General features: G+C 45.2%; 20 protein-coding genes. 14 read left to right on the top strand and 6 right to left on the bottom strand.

All coding sequences use genetic code 11. From position 1 onward, the window contains the following. The first annotated feature begins 507 nt into the window (after window positions 1–507). The 6 genes from NDJ01_RS01045 to NDJ01_RS01020 all read left to right on the top strand — a co-directional run bounded on the left by NDJ01_RS01045 (window position 508) and on the right by NDJ01_RS01020 (window position 7,257). On the top strand, window positions 508–2,184 hold the full coding sequence (locus tag NDJ01_RS01045) for an ABC transporter substrate-binding protein (RefSeq protein ID WP_005396644.1): 1,677 nt from the start codon (window positions 508–510) through the stop codon (window positions 2,182–2,184). A 128-nt stretch (window positions 2,185–2,312) separates the two neighbouring features. Next, entirely contained in the window at window positions 2,313–3,233 is a 921-nt protein-coding gene (gene oppB / locus NDJ01_RS01040) for an oligopeptide ABC transporter permease OppB (protein WP_006742810.1), read from the top strand. Window positions 3,234–3,248: 15 nt separating this feature from the next. Further along, on the top strand, window positions 3,249–4,151 hold the full coding sequence (oppC, locus tag NDJ01_RS01035; RefSeq protein WP_005396642.1) for an oligopeptide ABC transporter permease OppC: 903 nt from the start codon (window positions 3,249–3,251) through the stop codon (window positions 4,149–4,151). A gap of 27 nt (window positions 4,152–4,178) precedes the next feature. Further along, complete coding sequence (locus NDJ01_RS01030) at window positions 4,179–5,150, top strand: ABC transporter ATP-binding protein (RefSeq protein WP_005396641.1); 972 nt, start codon at window positions 4,179–4,181, stop codon at window positions 5,148–5,150. Next, on the top strand, window positions 5,129–6,142 hold the full coding sequence (oppF, locus tag NDJ01_RS01025; protein WP_309475419.1) for a murein tripeptide/oligopeptide ABC transporter ATP binding protein OppF: 1,014 nt from the start codon (window positions 5,129–5,131) through the stop codon (window positions 6,140–6,142). Before NDJ01_RS01030 ends, oppF begins: the two co-directional genes overlap by 22 nt. A gap of 167 nt (window positions 6,143–6,309) precedes the next feature. Beyond that, a complete protein-coding gene (locus NDJ01_RS01020) occupies window positions 6,310–7,257 on the top strand; it encodes a glutathione S-transferase family protein (protein WP_258586098.1) in 948 nt (315 codons plus the stop codon). 114 nt (window positions 7,258–7,371) lie between these two features. Here NDJ01_RS01020 and NDJ01_RS01015 read toward each other — a convergent pair whose 3' ends face one another. Then, the gene (locus NDJ01_RS01015; protein ID WP_237308107.1) at window positions 7,372–7,794 is read right to left on the bottom strand and encodes a hypothetical protein; all 423 of its coding nucleotides are present in this window, start codon (window positions 7,792–7,794) and stop codon (window positions 7,372–7,374) included. Window positions 7,795–8,094: 300 nt separating this feature from the next. On the opposite strand from NDJ01_RS01015, the gene NDJ01_RS01010 reads away from it, so the two are divergent. Beyond that, entirely contained in the window at window positions 8,095–9,372 is a 1,278-nt protein-coding gene (locus tag NDJ01_RS01010) for a DUF4010 domain-containing protein (RefSeq protein ID WP_047010060.1), read from the top strand. A 111-nt stretch (window positions 9,373–9,483) separates the two neighbouring features. On the opposite strand, the gene pta is transcribed toward NDJ01_RS01010, so the two are convergent. Next, window positions 9,484–11,628 (bottom strand): phosphate acetyltransferase, encoded by a 2,145-nt coding sequence (pta, locus tag NDJ01_RS01005; protein WP_005396636.1) that lies wholly within the window; start codon window positions 11,626–11,628, stop codon window positions 9,484–9,486. A 136-nt stretch (window positions 11,629–11,764) separates the two neighbouring features. After that, a complete protein-coding gene (locus tag NDJ01_RS01000; protein ID WP_005396635.1) occupies window positions 11,765–12,961 on the bottom strand; it encodes an acetate kinase in 1,197 nt (398 codons plus the stop codon). A gap of 346 nt (window positions 12,962–13,307) precedes the next feature. On the opposite strand from NDJ01_RS01000, the gene yfbV reads away from it, so the two are divergent. From yfbV to NDJ01_RS00970, 6 genes are all read left to right on the top strand, one after another. Continuing rightward, window positions 13,308–13,760 (top strand): terminus macrodomain insulation protein YfbV, encoded by a 453-nt coding sequence (yfbV, locus tag NDJ01_RS00995; RefSeq protein WP_005380809.1) that lies wholly within the window; start codon window positions 13,308–13,310, stop codon window positions 13,758–13,760. A gap of 329 nt (window positions 13,761–14,089) precedes the next feature. Next, the gene (locus NDJ01_RS00990) at window positions 14,090–15,055 is read left to right on the top strand and encodes an ABC transporter substrate-binding protein (RefSeq protein WP_012841583.1); all 966 of its coding nucleotides are present in this window, start codon (window positions 14,090–14,092) and stop codon (window positions 15,053–15,055) included. A 174-nt stretch (window positions 15,056–15,229) separates the two neighbouring features. After that, entirely contained in the window at window positions 15,230–16,165 is a 936-nt protein-coding gene (locus tag NDJ01_RS00985; RefSeq protein ID WP_012841584.1) for an ABC transporter permease, read from the top strand. Continuing rightward, the gene (locus NDJ01_RS00980; protein WP_005396631.1) at window positions 16,162–16,956 is read left to right on the top strand and encodes an ABC transporter ATP-binding protein; all 795 of its coding nucleotides are present in this window, start codon (window positions 16,162–16,164) and stop codon (window positions 16,954–16,956) included. The genes NDJ01_RS00985 and NDJ01_RS00980 overlap by 4 nt, the downstream gene beginning before the upstream one ends. Window positions 16,957–17,097: 141 nt before the next feature. Next, window positions 17,098–18,924: a maltodextrin glucosidase gene (gene malZ, locus NDJ01_RS00975; protein WP_145532865.1), complete on the top strand. Its 1,827-nt coding sequence runs from the start codon at window positions 17,098–17,100 to the stop codon at window positions 18,922–18,924. Between the two features lie 176 nt (window positions 18,925–19,100). Next, complete coding sequence (locus NDJ01_RS00970) at window positions 19,101–20,576, top strand: sensor domain-containing diguanylate cyclase (RefSeq protein ID WP_145532867.1); 1,476 nt, start codon at window positions 19,101–19,103, stop codon at window positions 20,574–20,576. Window positions 20,577–20,611: 35 nt separating this feature from the next. On the opposite strand, the gene dusC is transcribed toward NDJ01_RS00970, so the two are convergent. Further along, window positions 20,612–21,571 (bottom strand): tRNA dihydrouridine(16) synthase DusC, encoded by a 960-nt coding sequence (gene dusC / locus NDJ01_RS00965; RefSeq protein WP_104974980.1) that lies wholly within the window; start codon window positions 21,569–21,571, stop codon window positions 20,612–20,614. Window positions 21,572–21,741: 170 nt separating this feature from the next. On the opposite strand from dusC, the gene NDJ01_RS00960 reads away from it, so the two are divergent. Then, window positions 21,742–22,359, top strand: a complete 618-nt coding sequence (locus NDJ01_RS00960; RefSeq protein WP_005396626.1) for a YecA family protein — start codon at window positions 21,742–21,744, stop codon at window positions 22,357–22,359. 91 nt (window positions 22,360–22,450) lie between these two features. Here the strand turns inward: NDJ01_RS00960 and dsbB are convergent, their stop codons facing one another. Both dsbB and nhaB read right to left on the bottom strand, forming a co-directional pair. Continuing rightward, a complete protein-coding gene (gene dsbB / locus NDJ01_RS00955; RefSeq protein WP_005396949.1) occupies window positions 22,451–22,987 on the bottom strand; it encodes a disulfide bond formation protein DsbB in 537 nt (178 codons plus the stop codon). Window positions 22,988–23,070: 83 nt separating this feature from the next. After that, a complete protein-coding gene (gene nhaB / locus NDJ01_RS00950; protein ID WP_005396952.1) occupies window positions 23,071–24,657 on the bottom strand; it encodes a Na(+)/H(+) antiporter NhaB in 1,587 nt (528 codons plus the stop codon). Between the last annotated feature and the right edge of the window lie 233 nt (window positions 24,658–24,890).

The following is a 24,890-nucleotide window of genomic DNA, read 5'->3' as shown; positions in this document are numbered from 1 at the left end:
AAGCTAAGTGTCAATGGCACTTAGCTTTTTTTGTACTTATCTTCATAATTCTGCTCATTTGACTTCAACACAACCCGTGCTCGCTCTGGTGATATTCTTCACAATAAAAGTTTTTAGCCCAATATATAAACAATTATTTGTTAGACTTCATTTGTCATAAATGTTAAATAATATGTAAATATCTAGCATAAGATGCTATTAAATGGTTTAAATGTAGATTAATCGAAAGTTTTGTCTGTGGAATGTCGCTTCTGGTCTCCATTTGGCTGGTGAATACTTTTTGATTAGAGTTTACTGCTAGATATGTGTGGTTTAGTCAGGATTATTGGTTTTTTTGCTACATTTTTATGGCAAATTACTTCAATGATTGCTAATGTGTGCCGCAGTCTTTGTAAGGTTTTAGGCTTTTGTGCTCAGAAAGTGCACTAAAAAAATCTAAAACTCTGACCGTTCCAGGCCCTTACAAAGAAGTCATGGATGCTAACGAAAAAATTTGGAGTTTTACGCATGTATAAGAATAAAATCACGCGCGCTTTATTTATTGGTGCTGGTCTTTCTCTCGCTTTAGCTGGTTGTGGCGAAAAGCCTGCAGAGAAACAAGCTGCTGAGCCTGCTCCGGCTCCAGCCCCTGAAGCTAAATCTGATTCTAAAGAGCCAAAACTTGCTGCTGTTCAAGAATTGGTGCGTGGTAACGGTACAGAAGTTGCGACAATAGACCCTCATAAATCTCAAGGTGTTCCAGAATCCCACGTGATTCGCGATCTTCTTGAAGGCCTAGTAAACCAAGATGCGGACGGTAACACTATCCCTGGTGTTGCAGAATCTTGGGAAACTGAAGACAACAAAACATACACTTTCCACCTACGTGAAGACGCAAAATGGTCTAACGGTGATCCTGTTACTGCAGGTGATTTTGTATACAGCTTCCAACGCGCAGTCGACCCAGCAACCGCTTCTCCATACGCTTGGTACATGGAATACACCAAGATGAAGAACGCAAAAGACATTGTTGCGGGTAAAAAAGACAAGAGTGAGTTGGGTGTTAAAGCGGTTGACGACCACACGTTAGTGGTTGAGCTAGACACTGCTGTACCATACTTTGTGATGATGATGGGCCACACAACAGTGAAGCCTGTTCACCAAGCAACCGTTGAAAAGTTCGGCGATCAATGGACGAAGCCTGAGAACTTTGTAGGTAACGGTGCTTATGTTGTTGACAACTGGGTTGTAAACGAGCGTTTAGTTCTAAAACGTAACGAACAATACTGGGACAACGAAAACACGACGCTTGATCAAGTTACTTTCCTACCAATCGAAAACCAAGTAGCGGAAATGAACCGCTTCCTAGCAGGTGAAATCGACTTCACGAATGAACTGCCTACAGAGCACTTCAAGCGTTTGAAGCAAGAGCATCCAGAAGACGTGTCTGTGTCGGGTAACTTGTGTACTTACTACTACATCTTCAACACGAAGAAAAAGCCGTTTGATGATGTTCGCGTACGTAAAGCGATTTCTTATGCGATTGACCGTAATATCGTGACTGATGCGATCCTAGCACAGGGTCAAAAGCCAGCTTATTTCCTAACGCCTGAAATCACGGCGGGTTTCAACCCAGAAATCCCTGCATACGGCAAAATGACGCAAGAAGAGCGTAACGCTGAAGCGGCGCGTCTATTGGAAGAGGCGGGTTACGGTGCAGACAACCCTCTTGAATTTAACCTTCTATACAACACGTCAGAGAACCACAAGAAACTTGCGGTTGCACTGGGTTCAATGTGGAAGAAGACGCTTGGTCTAGACGTTACGCTAGAAAACCAAGAGTGGAAAACTTACCTATCTACCAAAGATTCTGGCAACTTTGAGGTTGCTCGTGCAGGTTGGTGTGGCGACTACAACGAAGCTTCATCTTTCCTAACGCTGATGATGAGTAATAACACTACTGGTGGTATTCACTACGACAGCAAAGAGTACGATGCAATCATGAACAAAGCATTTGCTTCAACTTCTGACGAAGAGCGTCAAGCGCTTTACCTAGAAGCAGAGAAGTTGATGGCAAAAGATATGCCAATCGCACCTATCTACCAGTACGTGAAATCACGTCTACTATCACCGAAAGTTGGTGGCTTCCCAGTCAATAACGCGGAAGACAAGATTTACTCTAAAGATCTCTACATCACAGAGTAATTCGTAACTCGATAGAACTATAAAAATGAGGCTCTACATGTGAGAAATTGCATGTAGCGCCTATCTTTAGTCCAAAAGAATTGGACGACTTCTTTAATTTAACTGTCACAGACTGAAAGAGTGAGTTTATGCTTAAATTCATCGCAAAAAGGATATTTGAGGCGATCCCAACAATGTTGGTTTTGATCACCGTATCTTTCTTTCTTATGCGCTTTGCACCGGGAAACCCTTTCTCGACAGAGCGTCCATTGCCACCCGAAGTAATGGCAAATATCGAAGCTAAATATGGCTTAGATAAACCTGTATTTGAACAATACACCACGTATTTGACCAATGTTATCCAAGGGGATTTCGGACCGTCATTTAAATACCTTGATTACTCGGTTAACGAGCTGATCGCGGTTGCCTTACCGGTTTCGGCTAAAGTGGGCTTCATCGCCTTTATCTTTACCCTGATTATGGGGGTTACCGTCGGTACCATTGCTGCGCTCAAGCAGAATACTTGGATTGATTACACCATCATGTCGACAGCGATGCTCGGCGTGGTAATGCCTTCTTTTGTATTGGCACCTGCTCTTATCTATCTGTTCTCGCTTCACTGGAATATCTTCCCTGCGGGCGGTTGGCAAGATGGTAGCTGGCAGTATTTAGTGCTTCCTGTCATTGGTATGTCACTACTGTATGTTGCAACCTTCGCTCGTATTACGCGTGGCTCGATGATCGAGACACTGAACAGTAACTTTATTCGTACGGCTCGTGCTAAAGGTCTAAGCTACCGTTACATCATCATCAAGCACGCCCTTAAGCCGGCACTTCTTCCTGTTGTTTCTTACATGGGTCCTGCTTTCGTAGGTATCATCACCGGTTCTGTTGTTATCGAAACCATTTTTGGTCTACCAGGTATTGGTAAGCTATTCGTTAATGCTGCGTTTAACCGTGACTACTCGCTAGTAATGGGTGTAACCATCCTGATTGGTTTCCTATTCATTTTATTCAACGCGATTGTAGATATTCTACTTGCAATGATTGACCCGAAAATTCGCTACTAACAGGGACGTTTGGTTATGTTAACGAAAAAAGAAAACCTAGAAGCGATTGAGAAGTTCTCCGAAAACTTGGAGATTGAAGGTCGCAGTCTTTGGCAAGATGCTCGTATCCGTTTTATGCGCAACAAAGCGGCAATGGTGAGTTTATTCCTTCTTGTTCTAATGACGTTGGCGGTGATTATTCTGCCAATGATCGCACCGCACACCTTTGATGATACTGACTGGTACGCGATGCACGTTGCACCGAATGCTGACCATTGGTTTGGTACCGACAGCTTAGGTCGTGACTTATACGTACGCACGCTAATCGGCGGTCGTATTTCGTTGATGGTGGGGGTCATGGGTGCATTTGTAGCTGTACTGATTGGTACGCTCTATGGCGCAGCATCTGGTTTTATCGGCGGTAAAGTTGACCGTGTGATGATGCGTATTCTAGAGATTTTGTACGCGGTACCGTTTATGTTCCTAGTTATCGTACTTGTGACATTCTTCGGTCGTAACATCATGCTGATCTTTGTCGCGATTGGTGCTATCGCATGGCTAGATATGGCGCGTATCGTACGTGGTCAGACACTCAGCTTACGTAGCAAAGAGTTCATCGAAGCTGCACATGTGTGTGGTGTTAGCAACTGGAAAATTATCACTCGTCATATCGTGCCGAACGTACTGGGTATCGTAGCGGTTTACTCTACGCTACTTATCCCGAGCATGATCCTGACGGAGTCATTCCTATCATTCCTTGGTCTTGGTGTTCAGGAACCGATGACAAGTTGGGGAGCCCTTCTACAAGAAGGTGCACAGACAATGGAAGTGGCAATCTGGCAGCTGGCATTCCCAGCCGTGTTCATGGTTGTGACGCTATTCTGCTTCAACTACGTTGGTGACGGCCTGCGCGATGCGCTGGATCCAAAAGACAGATAATTAAAAGATAAGATTAAGGAAGCAATGATGAGCTTATTAGATGTCAAAGATCTGCGCGTCGAATTCACCACGCAAGATGGTATCGTAACCGCAGTAAACGATTTGAACTTCTCTCTCAACCAAGGCGAAACCTTAGGCATCGTTGGAGAGTCGGGATCAGGTAAATCTCAAACCGTATTCGCAATCATGGGCCTGTTGGCTAAAAACGGTATTATCTCTGGTAGCGCAAAGTTTGAAGGCAAAGAAATCTTAAACTTACCAGAAAAAGAACTGAACAAAGTTCGCGCTGAACAGATCGCCATGATCTTCCAAGACCCAATGACATCGCTGAACCCTTACATGAAGGTAAGTGACCAGTTGATGGAAGTGCTTATGCTGCATAAAGGCATGGGCAAAGCGGAAGCATTTGAAGAATCAGTACGCATGCTGGAAGCGGTGAAAATCCCTGAAGCGCGTAAGCGTATCACGATGTACCCGCATGAGTTTTCAGGCGGTATGCGTCAGCGTGTAATGATCGCGATGGCGTTGTTATGTCGCCCTAAACTGCTTATTGCCGATGAGCCAACAACAGCACTTGATGTGACGGTTCAAGCACAGATCATGGACCTGCTTAATGAGCTTAAAGACGAGTTCAACACGGCGATCATCATGATCACGCACGACCTTGGTGTTGTTGCAGGTTCGTGTGACAAAGTGCTGGTGATGTATGCAGGTCGTACGATGGAGTACGGCAACGTAAACGAAATCTTCTATAATCCAAGCCACCCTTATGCAGAGGGTCTGCTGAAGGCGATTCCTCGCCTTGATACGGAAGGTGAAATTCTGCCAACCATTCCCGGTAATCCACCAAACTTGCTTCGTCTACCACCGGGCTGCCCTTATCAAGAGCGTTGCCATCGAGTGATGGATCGTTGTAAGCGTGAAGCGCCAATTCTGACTCCATTTGGTGATGGTCGTCAGCGCGCATGTTTTTCTGAATGGGAGGCTTGGAACAAATGAACGCAGTAGATAAAAAGCTAATTCTGGACATTTCAGAGCTGAAAGTTCACTTCAGCATTGCGTCAAAATCGGCATGGCCGTGGTCAAAGCCTTCAAGCCTAAAAGCGGTTGATGGGGTGAACGTTCGACTATACGAGGGGGAAACACTTGGTGTAGTAGGCGAGTCAGGTTGTGGTAAATCGACGTTTGCGCGCGCCATCATCGGTCTTGTTGAAGCGACGGATGGCGAAGTAGTTTGGTTAGGTCAAGATCTAACTAAGATGAAAGACGTCCAACGTCGTGAAACGCGTAAAGAAATTCAGATGATTTTCCAAGATCCTTTGGCTTCTCTTAACCCACGTATGACGGTTGGCGACATTATTGCTGAGCCTCTTGAAACGTTCTACCCAGAACTGTCTAAGCAGGAAGTGAAAGACCGCGTTAAAGAGATGATGGCGAAAGTTGGCCTATTACCTAACGTTATTAACCGTTACCCACACGAGTTCTCGGGTGGTCAGTGTCAGCGTATCGGGATTGCGCGTGCGCTTATCCTTAAGCCTAAGATGATCATTTGTGACGAGCCAGTATCGGCGCTTGATGTATCTATTCAAGCTCAGGTTGTTAACCTGCTTAAAGAGATTCAAAAAGAACTAGGCCTTTCTCTGGTATTCATTGCGCATGATTTGTCAGTGGTTAAACACATCTCAGATCGTGTTTTGGTCATGTACTTAGGTAATGCTGTCGAGCTTGGTGAGGCGGAGGCGCTGTTTGCTGATCCTAAGCACCCATATACACGCGCATTGATGTCAGCGGTTCCGATTCCGGACCCGAACATTGAACGCAGTAAGAAAATCCAGATGCTGGAAGGCGACCTTCCTTCGCCGATCAGTCCACCATCGGGTTGTGTGTTCCGCACTCGTTGCCCGCAAGCAACCGAAGAGTGTACGAAGACGAAGCCAACGATTCAAGGCAACGACGTTCACGCGGTATCTTGTTTGCACGTTAGTGTATAAATTCAGCCTGTGACGGGCTTAAGCGCGACACCTTCATCGGGTCGCGCTTTTTTTATGCATCTGATTTATACATTCGAAATTCTTGAACATGATGTCCTAAGTTCAGTGATTTTCTGTTTGATAGGAAACGCTAATATAGACATAAACAGAATGAGAGGAGCGCAATCATGGGTAAGTTGGTCGAAGGTGTTTGGCATGACGTCTGGTATGACACAAAATCAAATGGTGGCAAATTTGTGCGTGAAGATGCCGGATTCCGTAACTGGGTTAAAAACGAACCTGATGCGGAGTTTAAACCAGAGTCTGGTCGATACCATTTGTATGTCTCTCTTGCTTGTCCTTGGGCACACCGAACGCTCATCTTCCGCAAGCTGAAAGGCTTAGAGCCCCATATTGATGTCACGGTTGTTTGCCCTGATATGTTAAGCCAAGGCTGGCAAATGGGGCTTCCTGAGCCACTATTTGGTCACACTCGTATGCACCAAATCTACACGCAGGCCAAACCAGATTACACAGGCCGTGTAACTGTGCCTGTGCTTTGGGATAAAAAGACCAATACGATTGTGTCGAATGAGTCGTCAGAAATTATTCGTATGTTTAACACGGAGTTCAATGAGTTAACAGGAAACCACGATGACTATTATCCAGAACAGTTAAAGCATGTTATTGACGAGTGGAACGATTTTGTTTATCCAAACGTCAACAATGGAGTGTATCGCTGTGGTTTTGCGACCACGCAAGAGGCATATGAAGAAGCATACGATTCTTTATTCGCTGCGCTAGATAAAATCGATTCGCACCTAGCGACGCATCGTTATTTAGCGGGGAATACTATTACTGAGGCTGATTGGCGTTTGTTTACGACTCTGATCCGTTTCGATGCCGTGTATGTGGGCCACTTCAAATGTAACAAGCAGCGCATCGCAGACTACGAGAATATTCAAGGATACTTAAAAGAGTTGTATCAAGTCGAAGGCGTCGAAGAAACCACGGATTTCTACCATATTAAACGTCACTACTATTTCAGCCACACCGGGATTAACCCGACGCAAGTCGTACCCAAAGGGCCTGATTTAGACTTAAACTCTCCTCATGGAAGAGAAATAATTGGCTAGTTTGCTGCCTCCATCAGAAATGAAAAAGTACTTAACGGTTAGCAATGTCGTTAAGTACTTTTATGCTAACTAAATACTAGGAGTAGGAGAGTGACTTTTAAGTGTGCGCTCGTCTTACTTAGCGCGTACGACGTCCATCACTAGTTTTCCGTCGACTTTTACAGGGCCATCTTCTTTGGCTCCGAGTGTATATTCAAATACGCCAGTCTTCATTCCCCCTTTTTCTCCGTGGACCATTAGCATCAGCATGTCGCCAGACTCAACCGGTTCCATCAAAATTGCATTCACGTTCTCATTCTGTCCCATCTTTAATGGGGCATAGCCGATAACAGGGCCAGGCTTCATTGATTCGTCTGTTCGGTGGACTACCATCCATCCGTTGTCGTCAGCATGAGCCATTTTTGCGGTTACCGTTCCTCCGGACATATCTTGATCAACGCCTTTAATGCTTGGGGCAGAAAAGCTGAATGAAGAAAAACTGAACAGAAATGCAGCTAAACCAAGCTTTAGCAGTGAGTTGTTGATGGAGTTGTTCATATGTATTCCTTACTTATGTGTGAGTTTGCTTAATAGCGGTCCATCTTCGTTACGTAGTTCTAGTAAGAAAGTTCAGTTGAAATGTAAATAATGAATGTAAATAATGCTGATAAATTGAACAGGGAGGATCGCTTCGTTCTATTACGTTTTGGTGGTAGGTAAAAGAATAATGAAATTATAAGACGCAATGGTAAGCCGGGAGCCGGGGCCATTTTCTGATTATCCTCTCATCGTCACAGCTTATTACCCATATTGAAATAAACTAATGATATAACAACCGCTTTTTAACGGGGGTGATGCATGGATATCAATGAGTTTGTCAGTGGCGAGCATCTAATTTGGAATCTGCTTATTGCTCTATTACTGGGGGCAATTGTTGGCACCCAACGTGGCTGGGTGATGCGCAATAGCGTAGAAGGCAGTCGTGTCGCGGGCATTCGTACTTTTTCTTTAGTCGGTTTACTCGGTGGTTTAGTTGGCATTCTCGCCAACATCTATACACCTTTACTCATTGGTTTTGCGCTTATCGCTTTAGTCATCCTCACTTGCATCGCTTTTGTTATACAGCAGAAAAAGAGCGGAGATGTGAGCATCACTGGCGTGGTTAGTATCATGGTGGTGTTTGTTCTGGGTAACCTTGCCGTGTCGGGTGAGGCTGTTTTAGCTGCAGCAGCGGCCGTCATAACCGCTGTGGTGCTCGATAACAAAAGAGAGCTACATCAAGCACTACAAAAACTGCAAGAGTATGAGTTAGACGCAGCACTGCGTTTATTACTTATCTCGATAGTCATGTTACCACTGTTACCAAATCAATCTTACGGCCCTTGGAATGCACTTAACCCGTATGAGATTTGGTGGATGGTTGTGCTGATCGCTAGTATCTCTTTTGTCGGTTATTTTGCGATAAAGATCGGCGGGGCGAAGCGAGGTATTTTGTTTACGTCTGTATTTGCTGGTCTTAGCTCTTCGACAGCATTAACGTTGCAGTTTTCCCATCTTTCTCGTGAGCAAGCGAGCATCAGCCCGTTACTCGCTAGTGGTATTCTTCTGAGCTGCGGAACCATGTTCCCTCGTTTACTTATCGTACTGTCCGTTATCAATCCACAATTAGTGAAACTGCTTTGGCCAATTGTGATGGCGATGATGGTTGCGCTGTACATTCCGGCATGGTGGATTTGGCGCAGAAGTGAAGTTGAGCAGATTGAGCAATCAAATAAGCAAACGAACCCTCTTGCTTTGCAGTCGGCACTGTTCTTTGGCCTCGTGTTGGCGGTGATTATGCTGCTCGCTCACGCTTTGTCTGACTGGTTCGGCAATGCGGGGGTGTTGATCCTTTCTGCTTTATCAGGGATTACTGACGTTGATGCGATCTCGTTAACCCTCGGACGTCAAAGTACGCAAACATTAAGCGTGACCACTGCTGCATTAGGCATTTTGATTGCCGCTTCGGTTAATACCATTGTGAAAATGGGGATGGTTATCGCGATAGGGGATAAGAAGCTTTGGCACCGAATCGCACCCGTGATGACAGGTTGTGTTGTGGTTGGGGCTGGGGTATTTATGGCGCTATATTCATAAGAGCGTATTAGTGCTATTGCTCATAGCCTCTTTGCTGTGTGGCCAACAATAGAAAAAGCCCTCGACGAATCGAGGGCTTTGGATAGTTGTCCAACTAGATGTCAGAAGCGATTATTTAGCTTCTTGGTCTGCTTGGATTGCTGTTAGAGCGATTGTGTACACGATATCGTCTACTAGCGCACCACGAGACAAGTCGTTTACAGGCTTGCGCATACCTTGCAGCATTGGACCGATAGAAACTAGGTCAGCTGAACGTTGTACCGCTTTGTAAGTCGTGTTACCCGTGTTTAGGTCTGGGAATACGAATACTGTCGCTTTACCTGCTACTGGAGAGTTAGGCGCTTTAGACGCTGCCACGTTTTCCATGATAGCTGCGTCGTACTGCAGAGGACCGTCGATCACTAGATCAGGACGCTTCTCTTTCGCGATGCGAGTTGCTTCACGTACTTTATCAACGTCTGCACCCTTACCTGATTCACCAGTAGAGTAAGAGATCATAGCAACGCGAGGGTCGATACCGAATGCGGCTGCAGAATCAGCAGATTGGATAGCGATTTCAGCAAGCTGTTCAGCGGTTGGATCTGGGTTGATCGCACAGTCACCGTAAACCAGTACTTGATCAGGCAGAAGCATGAAGAATACTGAAGATACGATAGACGCATTTGGTGCAGTCTTGATGATTTGGAACGGAGGAACGATAGTGTTCGCTGTAGTATGAACAGCACCAGAAACTAGGCCGTCAACTTCGTCGTTCTCAAGCATCATTGTGCCTAGGAATACTGAATCTTGTAGCTTCTCACGAGCCACAACTTCAGTCATGCCTTTCGCACCGCGCAGCTCAACTAGACGAGCAACGTAGTTTTCACGAACAGCATCGGCATCGATGATGGTTACGCCAGTACCTAGCTCAACGCCTTGTTGAGCTGCTACGCGACGGATTTCATCTGGGTTACCTAGAAGCACACAGTCTGCAATGCCGCGTTCAGCACAGATGGCTGCCGCTTTAACAGTACGTGGTTCGTCACCTTCTGGAAGAACGATACGCTTGCCTGCTTTACGAGCAAGTTCAGTTAGTTGGTAACGGAACGCTGGTGGGCTTAGACGACGAGACTTCTGAGTACCTTCAGTCATTGACTCGATCCAGTTACCGTCGATGTGACCAGCAACGTGCTCGTTGATGAACTCGATACGCTCTTTATCGTCTGCAGGTACTTCGATGCTGAAGCTCTGTAGGTTTAGAGATGTCTGCCAAGTGTTACCTTGTGCTTTGAAGATAGGTAGACCAGTGTCGAACGCTGGTTTACATAGACCTTCGATTTCGCGAGGGATGTCGTAACCGCCAGTTAGCAGTACAGCACCAATATCCACACCGTTCATTGCAGCAAGAGAAGCAGCAACGATAACATCAGGACGGTCTGCAGACGTAACAAGTAGAGAGCCAGGTTTGAAATGCTCAATCATGTTTGGCAGAGAACGTGCACAGAAAGTGATGCTCTTGATGCGACGAGTGTTGATGTCACCTTCGTTGATGATATCTGCTTTCAGGTGCTTAGCCATGTCGATTGCACGAGTCGCAATCAGATCAATGCTCCATGGCACACAACCTAGTACACGAATTGGAGAAGTGTTGAAGATTTCCATCACTTTCAATTCGTTTTGTTTCGCGCTATCTGCATCGTCAAAGATTTCAGATAGGTCAGGGCGAGTACGGCCAGCTTCGTCAACAGGAGCGTTTAGCTTGTTGATGATAACGCCAGAGATGTTTTTGTTCTTAGTGCCGCCGAAGTTAGAACATGCTACTTCGATACGCTCTTTCAGTTGCGCTGGGTTATCAGTACCAGGAGTCGCAACTAGCACGATTTCTGCACCAAGTGTTGCCGCGATTTCCGCGTTTACTTGGTTTGCAAATGGGTGCTTACGAGTAGGTACAAGACCTTCGATTAGCGTAACGTCTGCGTCTTTGTTGATTTGGTTGTAACGTTCAACAACGGTTTCTAGCAGCTCGTCCATGTTGTCGTTACCGATTAGGCTTTCAGCAACAGACATCGCCATTGGTTCACCGATCTTCATATCGCTGTTGTGGCCAACGATAGTTGAAGTCAGATCTGGCTGATCACCACCTGAACGTGGCTGACAGATTGGCTTGTAGAAAGAAACTTTAACGCCTTTACGCTCCATAGCGCGAAGAACACCCATGCTAACGCTTGTTAGGCCAACGCCTGCGCTAGTAGGGATAAGCATAATAGTACGAGACATTCGTAGAGTACCTTTAGCTATTTGGGGGATAAAAGCTCAACTCTTATTCCATGAAGCTCGAAGAATAGGAGTTGAGCCCCTAAGAAATTCGTTTGAATGAAAATCTGGCTAGCCGAGTGGCTAGCCAGTAATTCAATTAAAGACCTGTCAGGCGTGCAGTGTCTTCAGCGATGACTAGCTCTTCGTTAGTAGAGATAACCATTGCAGGGATACGGCTGTTTTCAGTCGTGATAACGCCTTCGCCGCCGAAGCGAGCTTTAAGGTTAGCTTCGCTATCTACTTCGATACCGAAGATGCCAAGACGGTTTAGAACCATTTCACGGATAGGGCCAGAGTTCTCGCCGATACCGCCAGTGAAAGTGATTGCGTCTAGACGGCCGTCCATTGAAGCAGTGTAGCCAGCTACGTACTTAGCTAGACGGTGGCAGAACACGTCCATTGCGCGTGTTGCTTCTTCTTTCTCACCGTAGTTGTCTTCAACGAAACGACAATCAGAAGTCACTTCAGTTAGACCTTGAAGACCAGACTCTTTAGTTAGCATCGTGTTGATTTGATCAACAGAGTAACCTAGAGCGTCGTGCAGGTGGAAGATGATCGCAGGGTCGATGTCGCCACAGCGAGTACCCATTACTAGACCTTCAAGTGGAGTAAGACCCATAGAAGTGTCTACAGATTGACCGTTCTTGATTGCACATACAGACGCGCCGTTACCTAGGTGACAGTTGATGATGTTTACTTCTTCAACTGGTTTGTTTAGTAGGCCAGCAACTTCACGAGTGATGAACAAGTGAGAAGTACCGTGCATACCGTAACGACGGATACCGTGTTCTTTGTATAGGTTGTATGGAAGAGCGTATAGGTAAGACTCTTCAGGCATAGTTTGGTGGAACGCAGTGTCAAATACAGCAACGTTTTTCAGCTCTGGGAAGTTTTTCTTAGCCGCTTCGATACCGATGATGTGAGCAGGGTTGTGAAGAGGTGCAAATGTTGCAGCGTCTTGAATACCTTTTAGAACTTCATCAGTGATTAGTGCAGATTGAGTGAACTGCTCGCCGCCGTGAACGATACGGTGACCGATTGCGCCTAGGTTAGCTTTAAGCTCTGGCTTAGAAGCAAGAATAGTTTCTACCATAAACGCTAGTGCTTCTTCGTGAGCTGCACCATTGCCTAGTTGAGCTTCGTGCTTGCCATCAAGTTTCCACTTGATGCGAGCTTCAGGAAGGTGAAGACACTCAGCAAGACCTGATAAGTGCTCGTCGCCGTTCTCGGCATCAACAACGGCAAATTTAAGAGAAGAACTACCGCAGTTTAAAACTAAAACTAGCTTAGACATGTATGACTACCTGTTATTCGTCTGATAAAAAATCAGTTAAAGAATGAAAAATTAATCACAAGAATAGCCGATACCCAGAAGGCTGCGTACTAATCCTGGTCAAAAATTGTTCTAATTCCATATAAAGAAATAGTGATGAACCCATCCATCACTATGATGCGATCCGTGCAGATAGATATCTCGGAGTTGCTTAAATTGTAAATAACAGCAACAATGAGATTGAGGGTCTGCAAAGGATAGCGATAATAAGCAATGATAACAAAAAAAATTTGAAAGAATATTAACTTTCATCAATTTTTTGTACCTTCAGTTGAAATGTTCAACTATTTTTTAGTGAGAGAGCGGTATGAGTAATAAAGTCGGATTGATCCATAGCCTGAAAGATGGCCAGAATTACATGGAGATCTGGCCGGTTCGTAAAGAGCTAAGCGCCATATTTCCGGAACAGCGTATCATTAAGGCGACTCGCTTTGGCATTAAAGTCATGCCAGCCGTTGCTGCGATCAGCGTACTCACTCAAATGGCATTCAACAATTACCACGCGTTACCTCAGTCTATTGTTGTCGCCTTGTTTGCGATTAGTTTGCCACTCCAAGGGATTTGGTGGCTTGGTGCTCGATCCAACACGAAACTGCCGCCTTCTCTGGCATCTTGGTATCGGGAGCTGCATCAAAAAATTGTGGAAACAGGTTTTGCACTAGAGCCTGTTAAAGCTCGCCCTCGTTATAAAGAGCTTGCGATAATACTGAACCGAGCGTTTCGCCAGCTCGATAAATCGTCACTAGAGCGTTGGTTCTAATTTAAATTGTTTGAAATGGAGTGTGCACTAGCCGCTCCATTTTTGATCCTGCCTCTATTACCTACTTTGACGGTCGTTGATGAAGCGAGCGAAGCTTTGTTTACCAAAGATTCTTTCCGGATGAAGAAGTCCCCCGATCACAAATGTTGCTTTAGTGTTAAATCTTTCTTTTCTTTACTAAGACTTAGTAGTAATAATAAAAACAAGATGCGCAAGAAGTGCACAGTTATACGAACACAACATTACCCCCTTCAAACATTTGAATTCACGAGTCGATATTCATGTTGAATGCTCGCGAAACAAGGACGAAGTCACATCAAGGAGTTATGATGAAAACGAAACGTTTATTAGCCACTGCCGTTCTATCTGCTACTGCTATTTTCTCTTCTGCCAATGTACTGGCCGCCACTGCAACCGTTGCAGTTTCACAAATTGTCGAACACCCCGCGTTAGACGCGACGCGTCAAGGATTGCTTGATGGTTTAAAAGCGAAAGGCTACGAAGAAGGCAAAAATCTAGAATTTGACTATAAGACCGCACAGGGTAACCCTGCGATTGCAGTGCAAATTGCCCGTCAGTACGTCGGAGAAAACCCTGATGTGTTAGTGGGTATCGCGACGCCTTCGGCACAAGCCTTGGTGTCGGCTACTCGCTCTATTCCTGTTGTCTTTACTGCGGTAACAGATCCGGTTGGTGCGAAATTGGTTAAGTCGATGGAGCAACCAGGCAAAAACGTAACTGGCCTATCTGATCTTTCGCCCGTCGCTCAGCATGTCGATCTCATCCAAGAAATTCTTCCTCAGGTGAAAAGCATCGGGGTTGTATTTAATCCAGGTGAAGCTAATGCCGTGACTTTGGTTGAATTACTAAAAGAAAGCGCAAAAGCAAAAGGCATACAAGTGGTTGAAGCGACCGCACTAAAAAGTGCTGATGTTCAGTCTGCGACTCAAGCGATTGCAGCGAAATCAGACATTCTTTACGCCCCAACAGACAATACAGTTGCAAGTGCGATTGAAGGGATGATTGTGGCAGCGAATCAAGCGAAAAAACCTGTCTTTGGTGGTGCGACGTCATATGTCGAAAAAGGTGCGATCGCCGGTCTGGGTTTTGACTACTACCAGGTTGGTGTACAAACCGCGGATTACGTTGCGGCGATTCTTGATGGTCAAGAACCAGGCAAGTTGGATGTAAAAGTCGCGACGGGCTCTGACCTCGTAATTAATGAAAGCGCAGCATCTAAGCTCGGTATCAAGCTGCCAAGTTCTGTGGTTGAACGTGCGACAAGCATGCAATAAGTAACGCTTTTTTGGGTTAAGCCTGTCACATTGGTTGGTAGAGGCTTGCCCCAAAATTGATACTCGCCGGACTTCTCGTGTAGAGCATTCTGCTAGAGAAGAATGGGAGTATACGTTAGAAGTCTTAAGTTCAGGTTGGTATTCGTCAGCCTGAACATGCAGAAAGGAGCAGTTATGTCTGCATTTGCTTTTTTTGGCGCACTCGAAATTGGCTTAATTTATGGCCTAGTTGCCTTGGGTGTGTATCTTACGTTTCGTGTTCTCGATTTCCCCGATTTGAGTGTGGATGGCAGCTTTCCAATGGGAGCGGCGGTGGCTGCAACGGCGATTGTCGCAGGTATTAATCCTTGGCTTGCGACAATAATGGCGATGATAGCCGGTAGTATGACGGGTTGGGTAACCGCTTTTCTGGCTGTTCGATGTGGTATTTTGCACCTGTTAGCTTCCATTCTTACCATGATCGCGGCATTTTCAATCAATATTCGTATTATGGGCAAACCTAATATGGCGTTGCTTGGAGAGGATACGATTCTCACTCCGTTTGAAGCATTAGGCGATGCGATGTTTATTCGCCCTCTGGTTGTTGGGGTCTTAGTTCTTCTGTCCGCTTTCTTTGTCATTCGCCTGCTGAACAGCGACTTTGGTCTTGGTTTACGAGCCACGGGCGTGAATGCGCGTATGGTTTCTGCGCAAGGGGCGAGCACTGGTTTTTATACCTACTTTGGGTTGGCTTTATCCAACGGTTTTGTCGGATTCGCAGGCGCGTTGTTTGCACAAACGAACAGCTTTGCAGATGTGACCTCTGGCGTGGGCACCATTGTGGTTGGTTTGGCTGCTGTGATTTTGGGCCAGACCCTTATTCCCGGGCGAAAAATTTGGGTTGCGGTATTTGCTGTCATCATCGGTTCGGTACTTTATCGTCTTGCAGTGGCTTTCGCTTTGAGCTCTGGCATGTTTGGTTTACAAGCTTCAGACCTCAACCTTGTTACCGCAGTATTGGTGGCTGTCGCGCTTATTGCTCCAAAGCTAAAACAGAGCATGAGAGCGAAACAACGCGTTACCGATGCTAAACAAGCGGCATCAAAAAATGGTTCGGGGGAGGCGTTATGATTGAACTTAATAACATTCAGGTCACGTTCAACCCAGGGACGATTTTAGAAAATCGTGCATTGAAAGGCGTCTCTTTAGAGGTTCCAGAGCATCAATTTCTTACCGTGATTGGTTCTAATGGCGCAGGAAAATCGACGTTGCTTGGTGCGGTGACAGGTGAGACGCCGATGATAGGTGGTCAGGTGATCATTGATGGCAAAGACGTCACCAAGCAGACGGTTGCCCAGCGTGCGACGCAATGCGCACGGGTGTTTCAAGATCCATTGGCCGGAACCTGTGGAGAGCTAACGATAGAAGAGAACATGGCTTTAGCGTACATGCGTGGTAAAAAACGCAGTTGGGGTTTGGCGCTTTCAGCTAAACGTCGCAAGCTGTTCCAAGAGCGAATTAGCATCCTAGGGCTTGGTTTAGAAGACCGCTTGGGCGATAGCATTGGGTTGCTGTCTGGTGGGCAACGACAAGCCGTTAGCCTTGTGATGGCGACGTTATCGGAGAGTAAGTTGTTACTGCTTGATGAACACACGGCTGCGCTTGATCCCCGTATGGCGGCGTTTGTTATCGACTTAACTAAGCGTATTGTCGATGAGTTCGATTTAACCGTGATGATGGTGACGCATTCGATGAAAGACGCATTAGCATGTGGCGATAGGACCGTAATGCTTCACCAAGGTGAAATTGTGCTAGATGTGGCTGGAGAGCAGCGCGCTAACATGCAAGTACCAGACTTGTTGGATATGTTCTCCAAAGTGCGTGGTGAAGAGCTTGCAGATGACAGTCTCTTGTTGAACTAAGCAGTATCCTACTAGTTACTACGCCTACTAAGTGTGATCCTCCTTGGGAAAATTGGCTGATATGTCAACTCGCAAGGAGGATTTCTTGTCTCTCATTCTTCAATAACATAGTGGCATATCCGATGACGAGGAGTGCCCATAATGAACCTGCCATTTATTTTTCATAGTCAAACCATTGATGGTTTAGCTTTTAATCACGAGCAAGTCACAGTCAGACTGAAAACCGAGACATTGGATTTTGATTCCGTATATGTGCGTCTTGAGCCGGACAATGAAGAATATCTGGTCGACATGGCTCAAATTGGAACAACTGGGGAATTGTTACTATGGGAAGCATCGTTCCGACCAAATCGAGATCGAGATGTCACACATTATGTGTTTAAGCTCCTCAAAGACGGACAACAATACTGGCTCGATGCACGAGGCGTACAAAAGCGTATTCCACCCAAAGAGTTCCACTTTAAGTTGAATGTAAACCATCAACCACCAAGCTGGGTCCAAGAGCAAGTGTTCTATCAAATCTTTCCTGACCGTTTTTCTGCTAGTAAAAGTGAATCTGACATTCGTAAAGCTTATGCTCAGCATGATTCAGAAGCGATCATTAAATCGTGGGGAGAAGCGGTGGGGTCTCACAAAAATACCGGGGCAAGAGAGTTTTTTGGCGGCGATCTCAAAGGTGTGGAACAAAAGTTGGACTATCTTGAACAGCTCGGCGTTACTGCGCTTTATTTTAATCCGATTTTTTCTTCACCAAGTAACCACAAATACGACACTACGGATTACTTCACTGTTGATCCTATGTTTGGCACCAATGCTCAGTTTGCGGAACTGTGTGAGAAGATTCGCGGTAAGAATATGAAGATTGTCTTAGACGCTGTGTTTAACCACACGTCAGTGCATCATCCTTGGTTTGATATCCAACAAAAAGGAGAAGGGGCGTATAGCAATCCGCAGTCAAAGTTCCGCGATTACTACTTTTTTGAAGGCGAAACCAATCACTATATTGGTTGGAAGGGCATTGGTAACTTACCGGTTCTGAACTTCGAAAATGAACAAGTGCGTGACTATATCTATCAAAGCGAAGCATCTGTCATTAAGCACTGGCTTAAGCCTCCATACTCAGTCGATGGTTGGCGATTTGATGTTATTCATATGCTTGGCGAAGGAGAGGGAGCGAAAAACAATGCTCATTATGTTGAAGCGTTTCGCCATGCGACGAAGTCAGTCAATCCGAATGCCTATGTGCTAGGTGAGCACTTTTTTGAAGCAACACAGTGGCTGCAAGGTGATCAAGAGGATGGGGCGATGAACTACTACGGTTTTGCTCATCCAGTTCGAGCTTTTATCGCGCAGCAAGATATTATGTATGAACCGATCAACATTGATGGTTTGGAGTTTAAAGCATGGTTGGACGAAGCCAGAGCAAAAATTCCATTTTCGAATCAGCTATCGCAGCTAAATCAACTCGATAGTCATGATACTGCTCGTTTTATCACACTGGTTGATGGTGATAAGCGTAAAATGAACATCGCACTTGCTCTGCTCATGACATACGTCGGTACACCTTGTATTTACTATGGGAGTGAAGTCGGACTAGAGGGAGGGCTGGACCCGGATAATCGTCGCTGTTTCCCTTGGAATGAAATCGAAAACTCAGCATGGCTGTCGATTTACAAGCAATGGATTTCGATACGTAAACAGTACAAGTCTTTACAGTCTGGTAGTATTCAATGGCTGCATTGCGATACCAACGTGCTGGCTTATGCGCGCGTACTTGGAAGTGAAGCGATCGTTGTTGTGATGAATCTAAGTGGCGATGAGCGTTCAATTGACTTGCCTCTGTGGCAACTTGGTTTGGAGGCTACCCATCTTTCGTCACTGCTTGATGAACGCGAACTTATTGATTATAAGGGTCATCTTTCTGTCAATATACCTGCACAGAGCTTCAAATTGTGGCAACTGAAGTGACACTACATTCTATATTGATTAAACTTCTTTAATATATAAACAGTCTCCTACAATGCGTACACATTTGTTGGTTATCTGATTATCTGGCGATGCGCACTACGCATTGCCAGTTGATAAGACAGCGTAATCCCATTGTTTGATAAGAGACGATCTACCTTTCACATACATGGTACTCAATGGTTAACCAAAGGCGATTTAGTCTCTCATTTGTCATCTTTTTTCCCCTCGCATTATTTGTAGTGGTTTTGCTTGTTACGACAAAAAACTACTACGATGCGGTCAATCGCTATATTGATTCTGAGTATGCACGTATTGATCGTGCCATGTCCCGTGGTATTAAAGTCCTCACCGCCTTAGATTATAGTTTTACTAACTATACGAATTACGCTAACCCATTGTCTGAAGAGCACAATTCTTTAGTCAAAAAGGGGCTTTGTTATATTTGGCCGATAGACGTCTTGTTGCTAGAGAGTGTCTACAGTGAGGGGTTACCTGCGGTTGATCTTGATTACATGATTGTGGGCGATGAAAGCTTATGTCAGCAAGGTTCAACGATTAACCAATTAGCTGAACAAAAGGCGGGTTTTGCGCCGTCATTGTCTTTTCTGCACGATATTGAATCCCATATCGTTGGTATTCATTACATCGATAAACGTGGTTACGTCATTTCGTCTCCTGACACGTACGCGAAAAACTTCACTAGAGAGCTTTGGTCAACGCTAAAAGCGCGCCCATTTTGGCAAAAAACCGCACAAGATAAAGTGAACATCACCTTGGCCGGACCTGGGCCGATGTTGGATTCGATGGAAGGTCAAATCATTAGTATGACGGTGCCTGTTTACGAAAAAGGGAGTCATCAAGGTGTGCTGTCCATTGATTTTGATGTCAATGCGTTGATGGCTTCGTCGCTAGGTCTTGTTGGTAAGTTTCATTTGGTTTCCAATTTACAATCCATTCCTTCAAACAGTACACGAATCAAACCAGTCGAGTTAGAGCGATTGAGTGCGAATCACAGCATGTATTACGAGTACAACCTTTGGGATGAAGCTAAGAACCTAGCGGTGTTCGAAAAATACAGCCTTATTGTTGCGATCTCTATTTACGTTTTGAGCACAGTCGTATTGTTCTATGTGAATATGCATAGTGAGCGACGTTATTTTAAAGATCTCGCCGCCAGAGATCCGATGACGAGCTTGTTGAACCGTCGAGGAATGCAAACCGTGTGGCGCAATAAGATGACGAAAAAACAGGTTGCATTAGCAGTGTTCGATATTGATAACTTCAAGAAGATCAATGATACCTATGGTCATGATGTCGGCGATTCTGCGATTCAGCTAGTTGCAAAATGTATACGTGAAAATATTCGCCACACAGATGTCGCCTCAAGATTTGGTGGCGAAGAGTTTGTGTTGGCGATTTACGACGAAGACTCGGAAGGCATTAAGCTAATTTTAGAGCGGGTAAAAAAAGCCATAGACGAACGCTCGACACGCGTGACTAAAGAAGGCTTTACGATCTCTGGCGGTGTGGTGTTCAGTAAAGAGAACCGAGTGGAAAGCTTTGATGAGTTATTTAAAGCGGCGGATGAAAAGTTATATCAAGCCAAGAGTACAGGCAAAAATAAGATTTGCTACGAAGATCTAAGCGCTTAAAGGGCGAGCAGTTCGCCCTTTGCAATGCTCAGATTTTATGCAACCTGAGAATTTAACTCATCACGATAACGTTGAATATGCTCAACAATCGGCGCGGCTTTGTTAAACGTTCGGATTTCTCTGAATAGATCTTTTGCTTCAGGATAGGCCTGACGTAAGTAAGAGAACCATTGTTTTACGCGGTTTGGATAGTACAAGCCTTTGTCGCCTTTCATCTCAAACTTGGAGTAGTAGATCAGTAGCTCAACCACTTCGGGCCATGACATTGGCTGGTGGTTGTGTTTTACCATATTGCCCAAGTTAGGGATATTGAAAGCGCCGCGGCACACCATCAAAGAGTCAACGCCAGTCGTTTCAATGCAACGTTGACCGTCTTGGTAATTCCAGATTTCGCCATTCGCAATAAGCGGAATATCAAAACGTTCGCGAATTTGGTTGATGTAATCCCATTTTATCTCAGACGCTTTGTAACCACCCTGCTTAGTCCGAGCGTGAACGGTGAGTTCATTTGCACCAGCAGATTGAATGGCATCAACAATTTCAAAGCAATCTTCAGGGTTTTCCCAGCCAAGACGAATTTTTGCGGTCACAGGAATAGCCTCTGGAACGGCTTCTCGACAAGCTTTAACCACACGGTGAATTAGCTCAGGGTGCTGAAGTAGAGCAGCACCGCCCTTACTTTTATTGACCATTTTGGCTGGACAACCAAAATTTATATCGATGCCTCTAGCGCCAAGGCTTGCCGCTTTAATTGCGTTCTCAGCCATCCAGTTTGGTTCTTGTCCTAACAATTGCACATGTACTGGCACACCTGATGCGGTTTGAGAACCTTGCAACAGCTCCGGGCATAAACGGTGAAATACATGATCGGGCAATAACTGGTCGATGACTCGAACAAATTCCGTAACACATAGGTCATAGTCGTTTATCTCGGTCAGGATTTGGCGCATCAAATGGTCTAAAACGCCTTCCATTGGGCCTAGTACAACTCGCATAGTTTGCCTAATACAGTTTGGTGATAAAAAGGAGGGCGATTGTAGCGATGTCAGCTAAGTTTGTCATTAAAAGACTCAAAGCACTCAATACAGTCAAACTCGCAACTCCCGGTTACGTGCTTTTATGCTCTGAGGTATAATGCCGCCAAATTTATGGGAAACCAGATGTCATGCAATACACATTGATTGAGAAAGGCGAAATTCACATCGATGAATCTTGCCTATTTATCGAAGGCGCAGTGCTCGCTGCTAATCTGACGACAAAACCACTCGCTCCTGAAAAGTGGTTAGAGCCGCTATTAGGTGAAGGATTCAAAGCGATTCAACCGGCAGTAGAAGAGCAAATTCACAAGCAGCACAACCGAATTCAACGAAACGAATATTCCGTGCTAGAGCTAACAGGCAAAGAACCTGAACAACTTGCTGATTTTGCCGAAGGCTTTATGTCTGTTTGGCCAATGATTGAAGAACAATGGCAAGACGTTGAGCTCAATGATGGATTGCAACGTATGCTACAAGCATTACTGACCACTTTGATGCTGGCTATCGATGAGTCGGCAACGCAGCAACAGATGCGCGACGCCGGTATTGAAACGCCTCCAGCTCTTGCAGACTTGGTCGACCAGCTTGATTTGATGGTTGGTGAAGTGGCGTTAGGAGCGGATGAGTTGATGGTAGGCAATAAGGCTCAAAGCCTAAACCCATTCAAAGGTATCGGGCGCAATGATCCTTGTCCTTGTGAGAGCGGCAAAAAGTTCAAGCAGTGTTGTGGTCAATCACGTGGTTGAGTTAACGTGGTTAAGTTAAATAGCCGCGATGTTTACTCAGTAAAAAGCCGACCATCTGGTCGGCTTTTTTCGTTATCATTTCTCTGAAGGATTAACGAATCGGATTAGTGCGTCTTGCTGGGAAGAATTGTGCGATCACAATTAATGCTAAAGCAATTAAATTGCCCGCGAAAATAACTACTAACCATTGTGGCATTGATAAATCGAGGAATTGCCAAACAATCTTCGAGCAATCGCCGTATGCCTCGAACATCCAAGGAACCCACTGATTAAGCGGAGCCCAACTAGGGAATGTTACGAATAAATCACAAGTCGCGAATGGTGATGGGTTAAACTGATAATCAACGTGCTGCTGAGCAAGCAGCAGTCCTTTGTAAGAGCTTAATCCCCAGCCAATCAAACCTAGCCAACGGAAAACTGGGTTATTTGGTGCCATAAGACCAACGATTGCAGCGACACCCACTCCCATCATCGCGACTCGTTCGTAGATACACATGACACATGGTGCAAGCATCATGACGTGCTGAAAATAGAGGGCACATGCTTCAAAGAAAACGACGAACAGCAGAAGCAGCAGCCACGATAAGCGTCCCTTCGAAAACTGGTTAAGTGAATTTAAAATAGTCACGTTTTTGTTCCTGTCTGAAATAGAAAAAGCTCTGAATACTCAGAGCTTTTTAACGTGGATAAGTTTCCTAATCAACTCAAATTTTAGTGACCGCCGGAGACTACGGGAGTCAGATCACCACTATGAGGTAAAATCCAGCCTGCATCGTAGAAAGAAGCCGTTGCAGGCTCTAGGAAGAACATAATGCCCATTAGACCGACAATCGCAAGAACGATGGTGTAAGGCAGCGCCATGATAACCATTCGACCGTAAGACAGACGAATTAATGGAGCGAGAGCCGAGGTGAGTAGGAATAGGAATGCCGCTTGACCGTTTGGCGTAGCAACAGATGGTAGGTTAGTACCAGTGTTGATAGCAACTGCCAGTAAGTCGAACTGCTCGCGAGTAATGAGACCTTCAATGAGTGCTGTTTTTACTTCATTGATGTAAACCGTACCGACGAATACGTTATCCGACACCATTGATAGTAAGCCATTCGCGACATAGAACAGAGCTAACTGAGTGCCTTTATCTTCAACGGCAAGCACCGCATCGATAACTGGTTTAAACAACTCTTGGTCGATGATTACCGCAACGATCGAGAAAAATACCGCAAGTAGTGCAGTGAAAGGCAGAGCCTCTTCAAACGCTTTACCCATGGAATGCTCTTCAATGACGCCAGTGAAAGCTGTCGCTAAGATGATCACTGAAAGACCAATTAAGCCTACCGCCGCCAGGTGCAAGGCTAATGCCACGATCAACCAAACAGCAATAAGCCCTTGAACCCATAGTTTTGCAACGTCTTGATTGGTACGCGTTTTGCGCTCTTCATTGTCAAAGTCAACGAGGATTTGACGAACGTTGTTAGGAAGTTTTGCACCGTAGCCAAACACTTTAAGCTTTTCGACTAGAGCACAAGTGATGAGACCGCAGAAAAATACGGGTAGCGTCACTGGAGACATACGGATTAGGAATTCACCAAATAACCAACCCGCTTGGTCTGCAATAATTAAGTTCTGAGGTTCACCCACCATAGTGGTTACGCCACCTAACGCAGTACCTACACCAGCGTGCATCAACAATGAGCGTAAAAAGGCGCGGTAGTTTTCTAAGTCATCACGCGTTAGCTCAGTGATCGTGTCATCTTGTGTGTGGTCATGGTCACCAATCGGGTTGCCTGACGCCACTTTGTGGTAGATAGAGTAGAAACCGATCGCCACACTGATAACAACGGCGATAACCGTCAAAGCATCCAAAAACGCAGATAAAAATGCAGCGGCAAAGCAAAACGCAAGTGATAGAAGGGTTTTGGAGCGAATGCCAAGTAAAATTTTGGTAAAAATGAACAGCAATAAATGCTTCATGAAGTAGATGCCCGCAACCATAAATACCAGAAGCAGTAATACTTCAATATTTGCCACCAACTCGTGCTTAACTTGCGCAGGGCTAGTCATGCCGATAGCGATGGCTTCAATAGCAAGTAAACCACCAGGTTGTAATGGGTAGCATTTTAATGCCATTGCAAGCGTGAAAATAAATTCAGCAACCAGCAACCACCCAGCAACAAATGGGTTTATTAGGAAGAATACAATCGGGTTAATTATTAAGAAGGCTATAATGGCAACTTTGTACCAATCAGGCGCTTTACCAAGAAAGTTCTTGATAAAAGCGTTTCCGAGCGATATCGGCATGATAATTCTCTTTATAACAAAATTATGAATAGACACTACAATAGTGCTTAAGTATCTGTTTGTTAGACTTATTAACTAGTCTTTTAAAACAATAACTTAGTAAAACAACAATCCTTTGTTTATTGCAGTCTTGCCAAGTTACTTCCCCTGAACTCAAGCACCGCTCACTTTCGACCGCAAACTCTACACTCAGGCATTTATTAGTCAATAACAAAACGTGATGCTACCGACTA

Origin of the sequence: Vibrio sp. HS-50-1, assembly GCF_024747315.1 — a bacterium.
GTDB lineage: Bacteria > Pseudomonadota > Gammaproteobacteria > Enterobacterales > Vibrionaceae > Vibrio > Vibrio diabolicus.
The sequence above is the reverse complement of the archived record's forward strand: the minus strand, read 5'-3'. Positions and strand labels throughout refer to the sequence as shown.

What these genes read in the sequence shown, in the direction of transcription:
- NDJ01_RS01030 (WP_005396641.1), top strand. Translation starts at nt 4,179, where the DNA reads ATGAGCTTATTAGATGTCAAAGATCTGCGCGTCGAATTCACCACGCAA.
- NDJ01_RS01015 (WP_237308107.1), bottom strand. Translation starts at nt 7,794, where the DNA reads ATGAACAACTCCATCAACAACTCACTGCTAAAGCTTGGTTTAGCTGCA.
- NDJ01_RS00960 (WP_005396626.1), top strand. Translation starts at nt 21,742, where the DNA reads ATGCAATACACATTGATTGAGAAAGGCGAAATTCACATCGATGAATCT.
- NDJ01_RS01000 (WP_005396635.1), bottom strand. Translation starts at nt 12,961, where the DNA reads ATGTCTAAGCTAGTTTTAGTTTTAAACTGCGGTAGTTCTTCTCTTAAA.
- oppB (WP_006742810.1), top strand. Translation starts at nt 2,313, where the DNA reads ATGCTTAAATTCATCGCAAAAAGGATATTTGAGGCGATCCCAACAATG.
- pta (WP_005396636.1), bottom strand. Translation starts at nt 11,628, where the DNA reads ATGTCTCGTACTATTATGCTTATCCCTACTAGCGCAGGCGTTGGCCTA.
- yfbV (WP_005380809.1), top strand. Translation starts at nt 13,308, where the DNA reads ATGAGTAATAAAGTCGGATTGATCCATAGCCTGAAAGATGGCCAGAAT.
- NDJ01_RS00970 (WP_145532867.1), top strand. Translation starts at nt 19,101, where the DNA reads ATGGTTAACCAAAGGCGATTTAGTCTCTCATTTGTCATCTTTTTTCCC.
- oppC (WP_005396642.1), top strand. Translation starts at nt 3,249, where the DNA reads ATGTTAACGAAAAAAGAAAACCTAGAAGCGATTGAGAAGTTCTCCGAA.
- malZ (WP_145532865.1), top strand. Translation starts at nt 17,098, where the DNA reads ATGAACCTGCCATTTATTTTTCATAGTCAAACCATTGATGGTTTAGCT.
- oppF (WP_309475419.1), top strand. Translation starts at nt 5,129, where the DNA reads ATGGGAGGCTTGGAACAAATGAACGCAGTAGATAAAAAGCTAATTCTG.
- NDJ01_RS00990 (WP_012841583.1), top strand. Translation starts at nt 14,090, where the DNA reads ATGAAAACGAAACGTTTATTAGCCACTGCCGTTCTATCTGCTACTGCT.
- NDJ01_RS01020 (WP_258586098.1), top strand. Translation starts at nt 6,310, where the DNA reads ATGGGTAAGTTGGTCGAAGGTGTTTGGCATGACGTCTGGTATGACACA.
- dusC (WP_104974980.1), bottom strand. Translation starts at nt 21,571, where the DNA reads ATGCGAGTTGTACTAGGCCCAATGGAAGGCGTTTTAGACCATTTGATG.
- NDJ01_RS00980 (WP_005396631.1), top strand. Translation starts at nt 16,162, where the DNA reads ATGATTGAACTTAATAACATTCAGGTCACGTTCAACCCAGGGACGATT.
- NDJ01_RS01045 (WP_005396644.1), top strand. Translation starts at nt 508, where the DNA reads ATGTATAAGAATAAAATCACGCGCGCTTTATTTATTGGTGCTGGTCTT.
- NDJ01_RS00985 (WP_012841584.1), top strand. Translation starts at nt 15,230, where the DNA reads ATGTCTGCATTTGCTTTTTTTGGCGCACTCGAAATTGGCTTAATTTAT.
- nhaB (WP_005396952.1), bottom strand. Translation starts at nt 24,657, where the DNA reads ATGCCGATATCGCTCGGAAACGCTTTTATCAAGAACTTTCTTGGTAAA.
- NDJ01_RS01010 (WP_047010060.1), top strand. Translation starts at nt 8,095, where the DNA reads ATGGATATCAATGAGTTTGTCAGTGGCGAGCATCTAATTTGGAATCTG.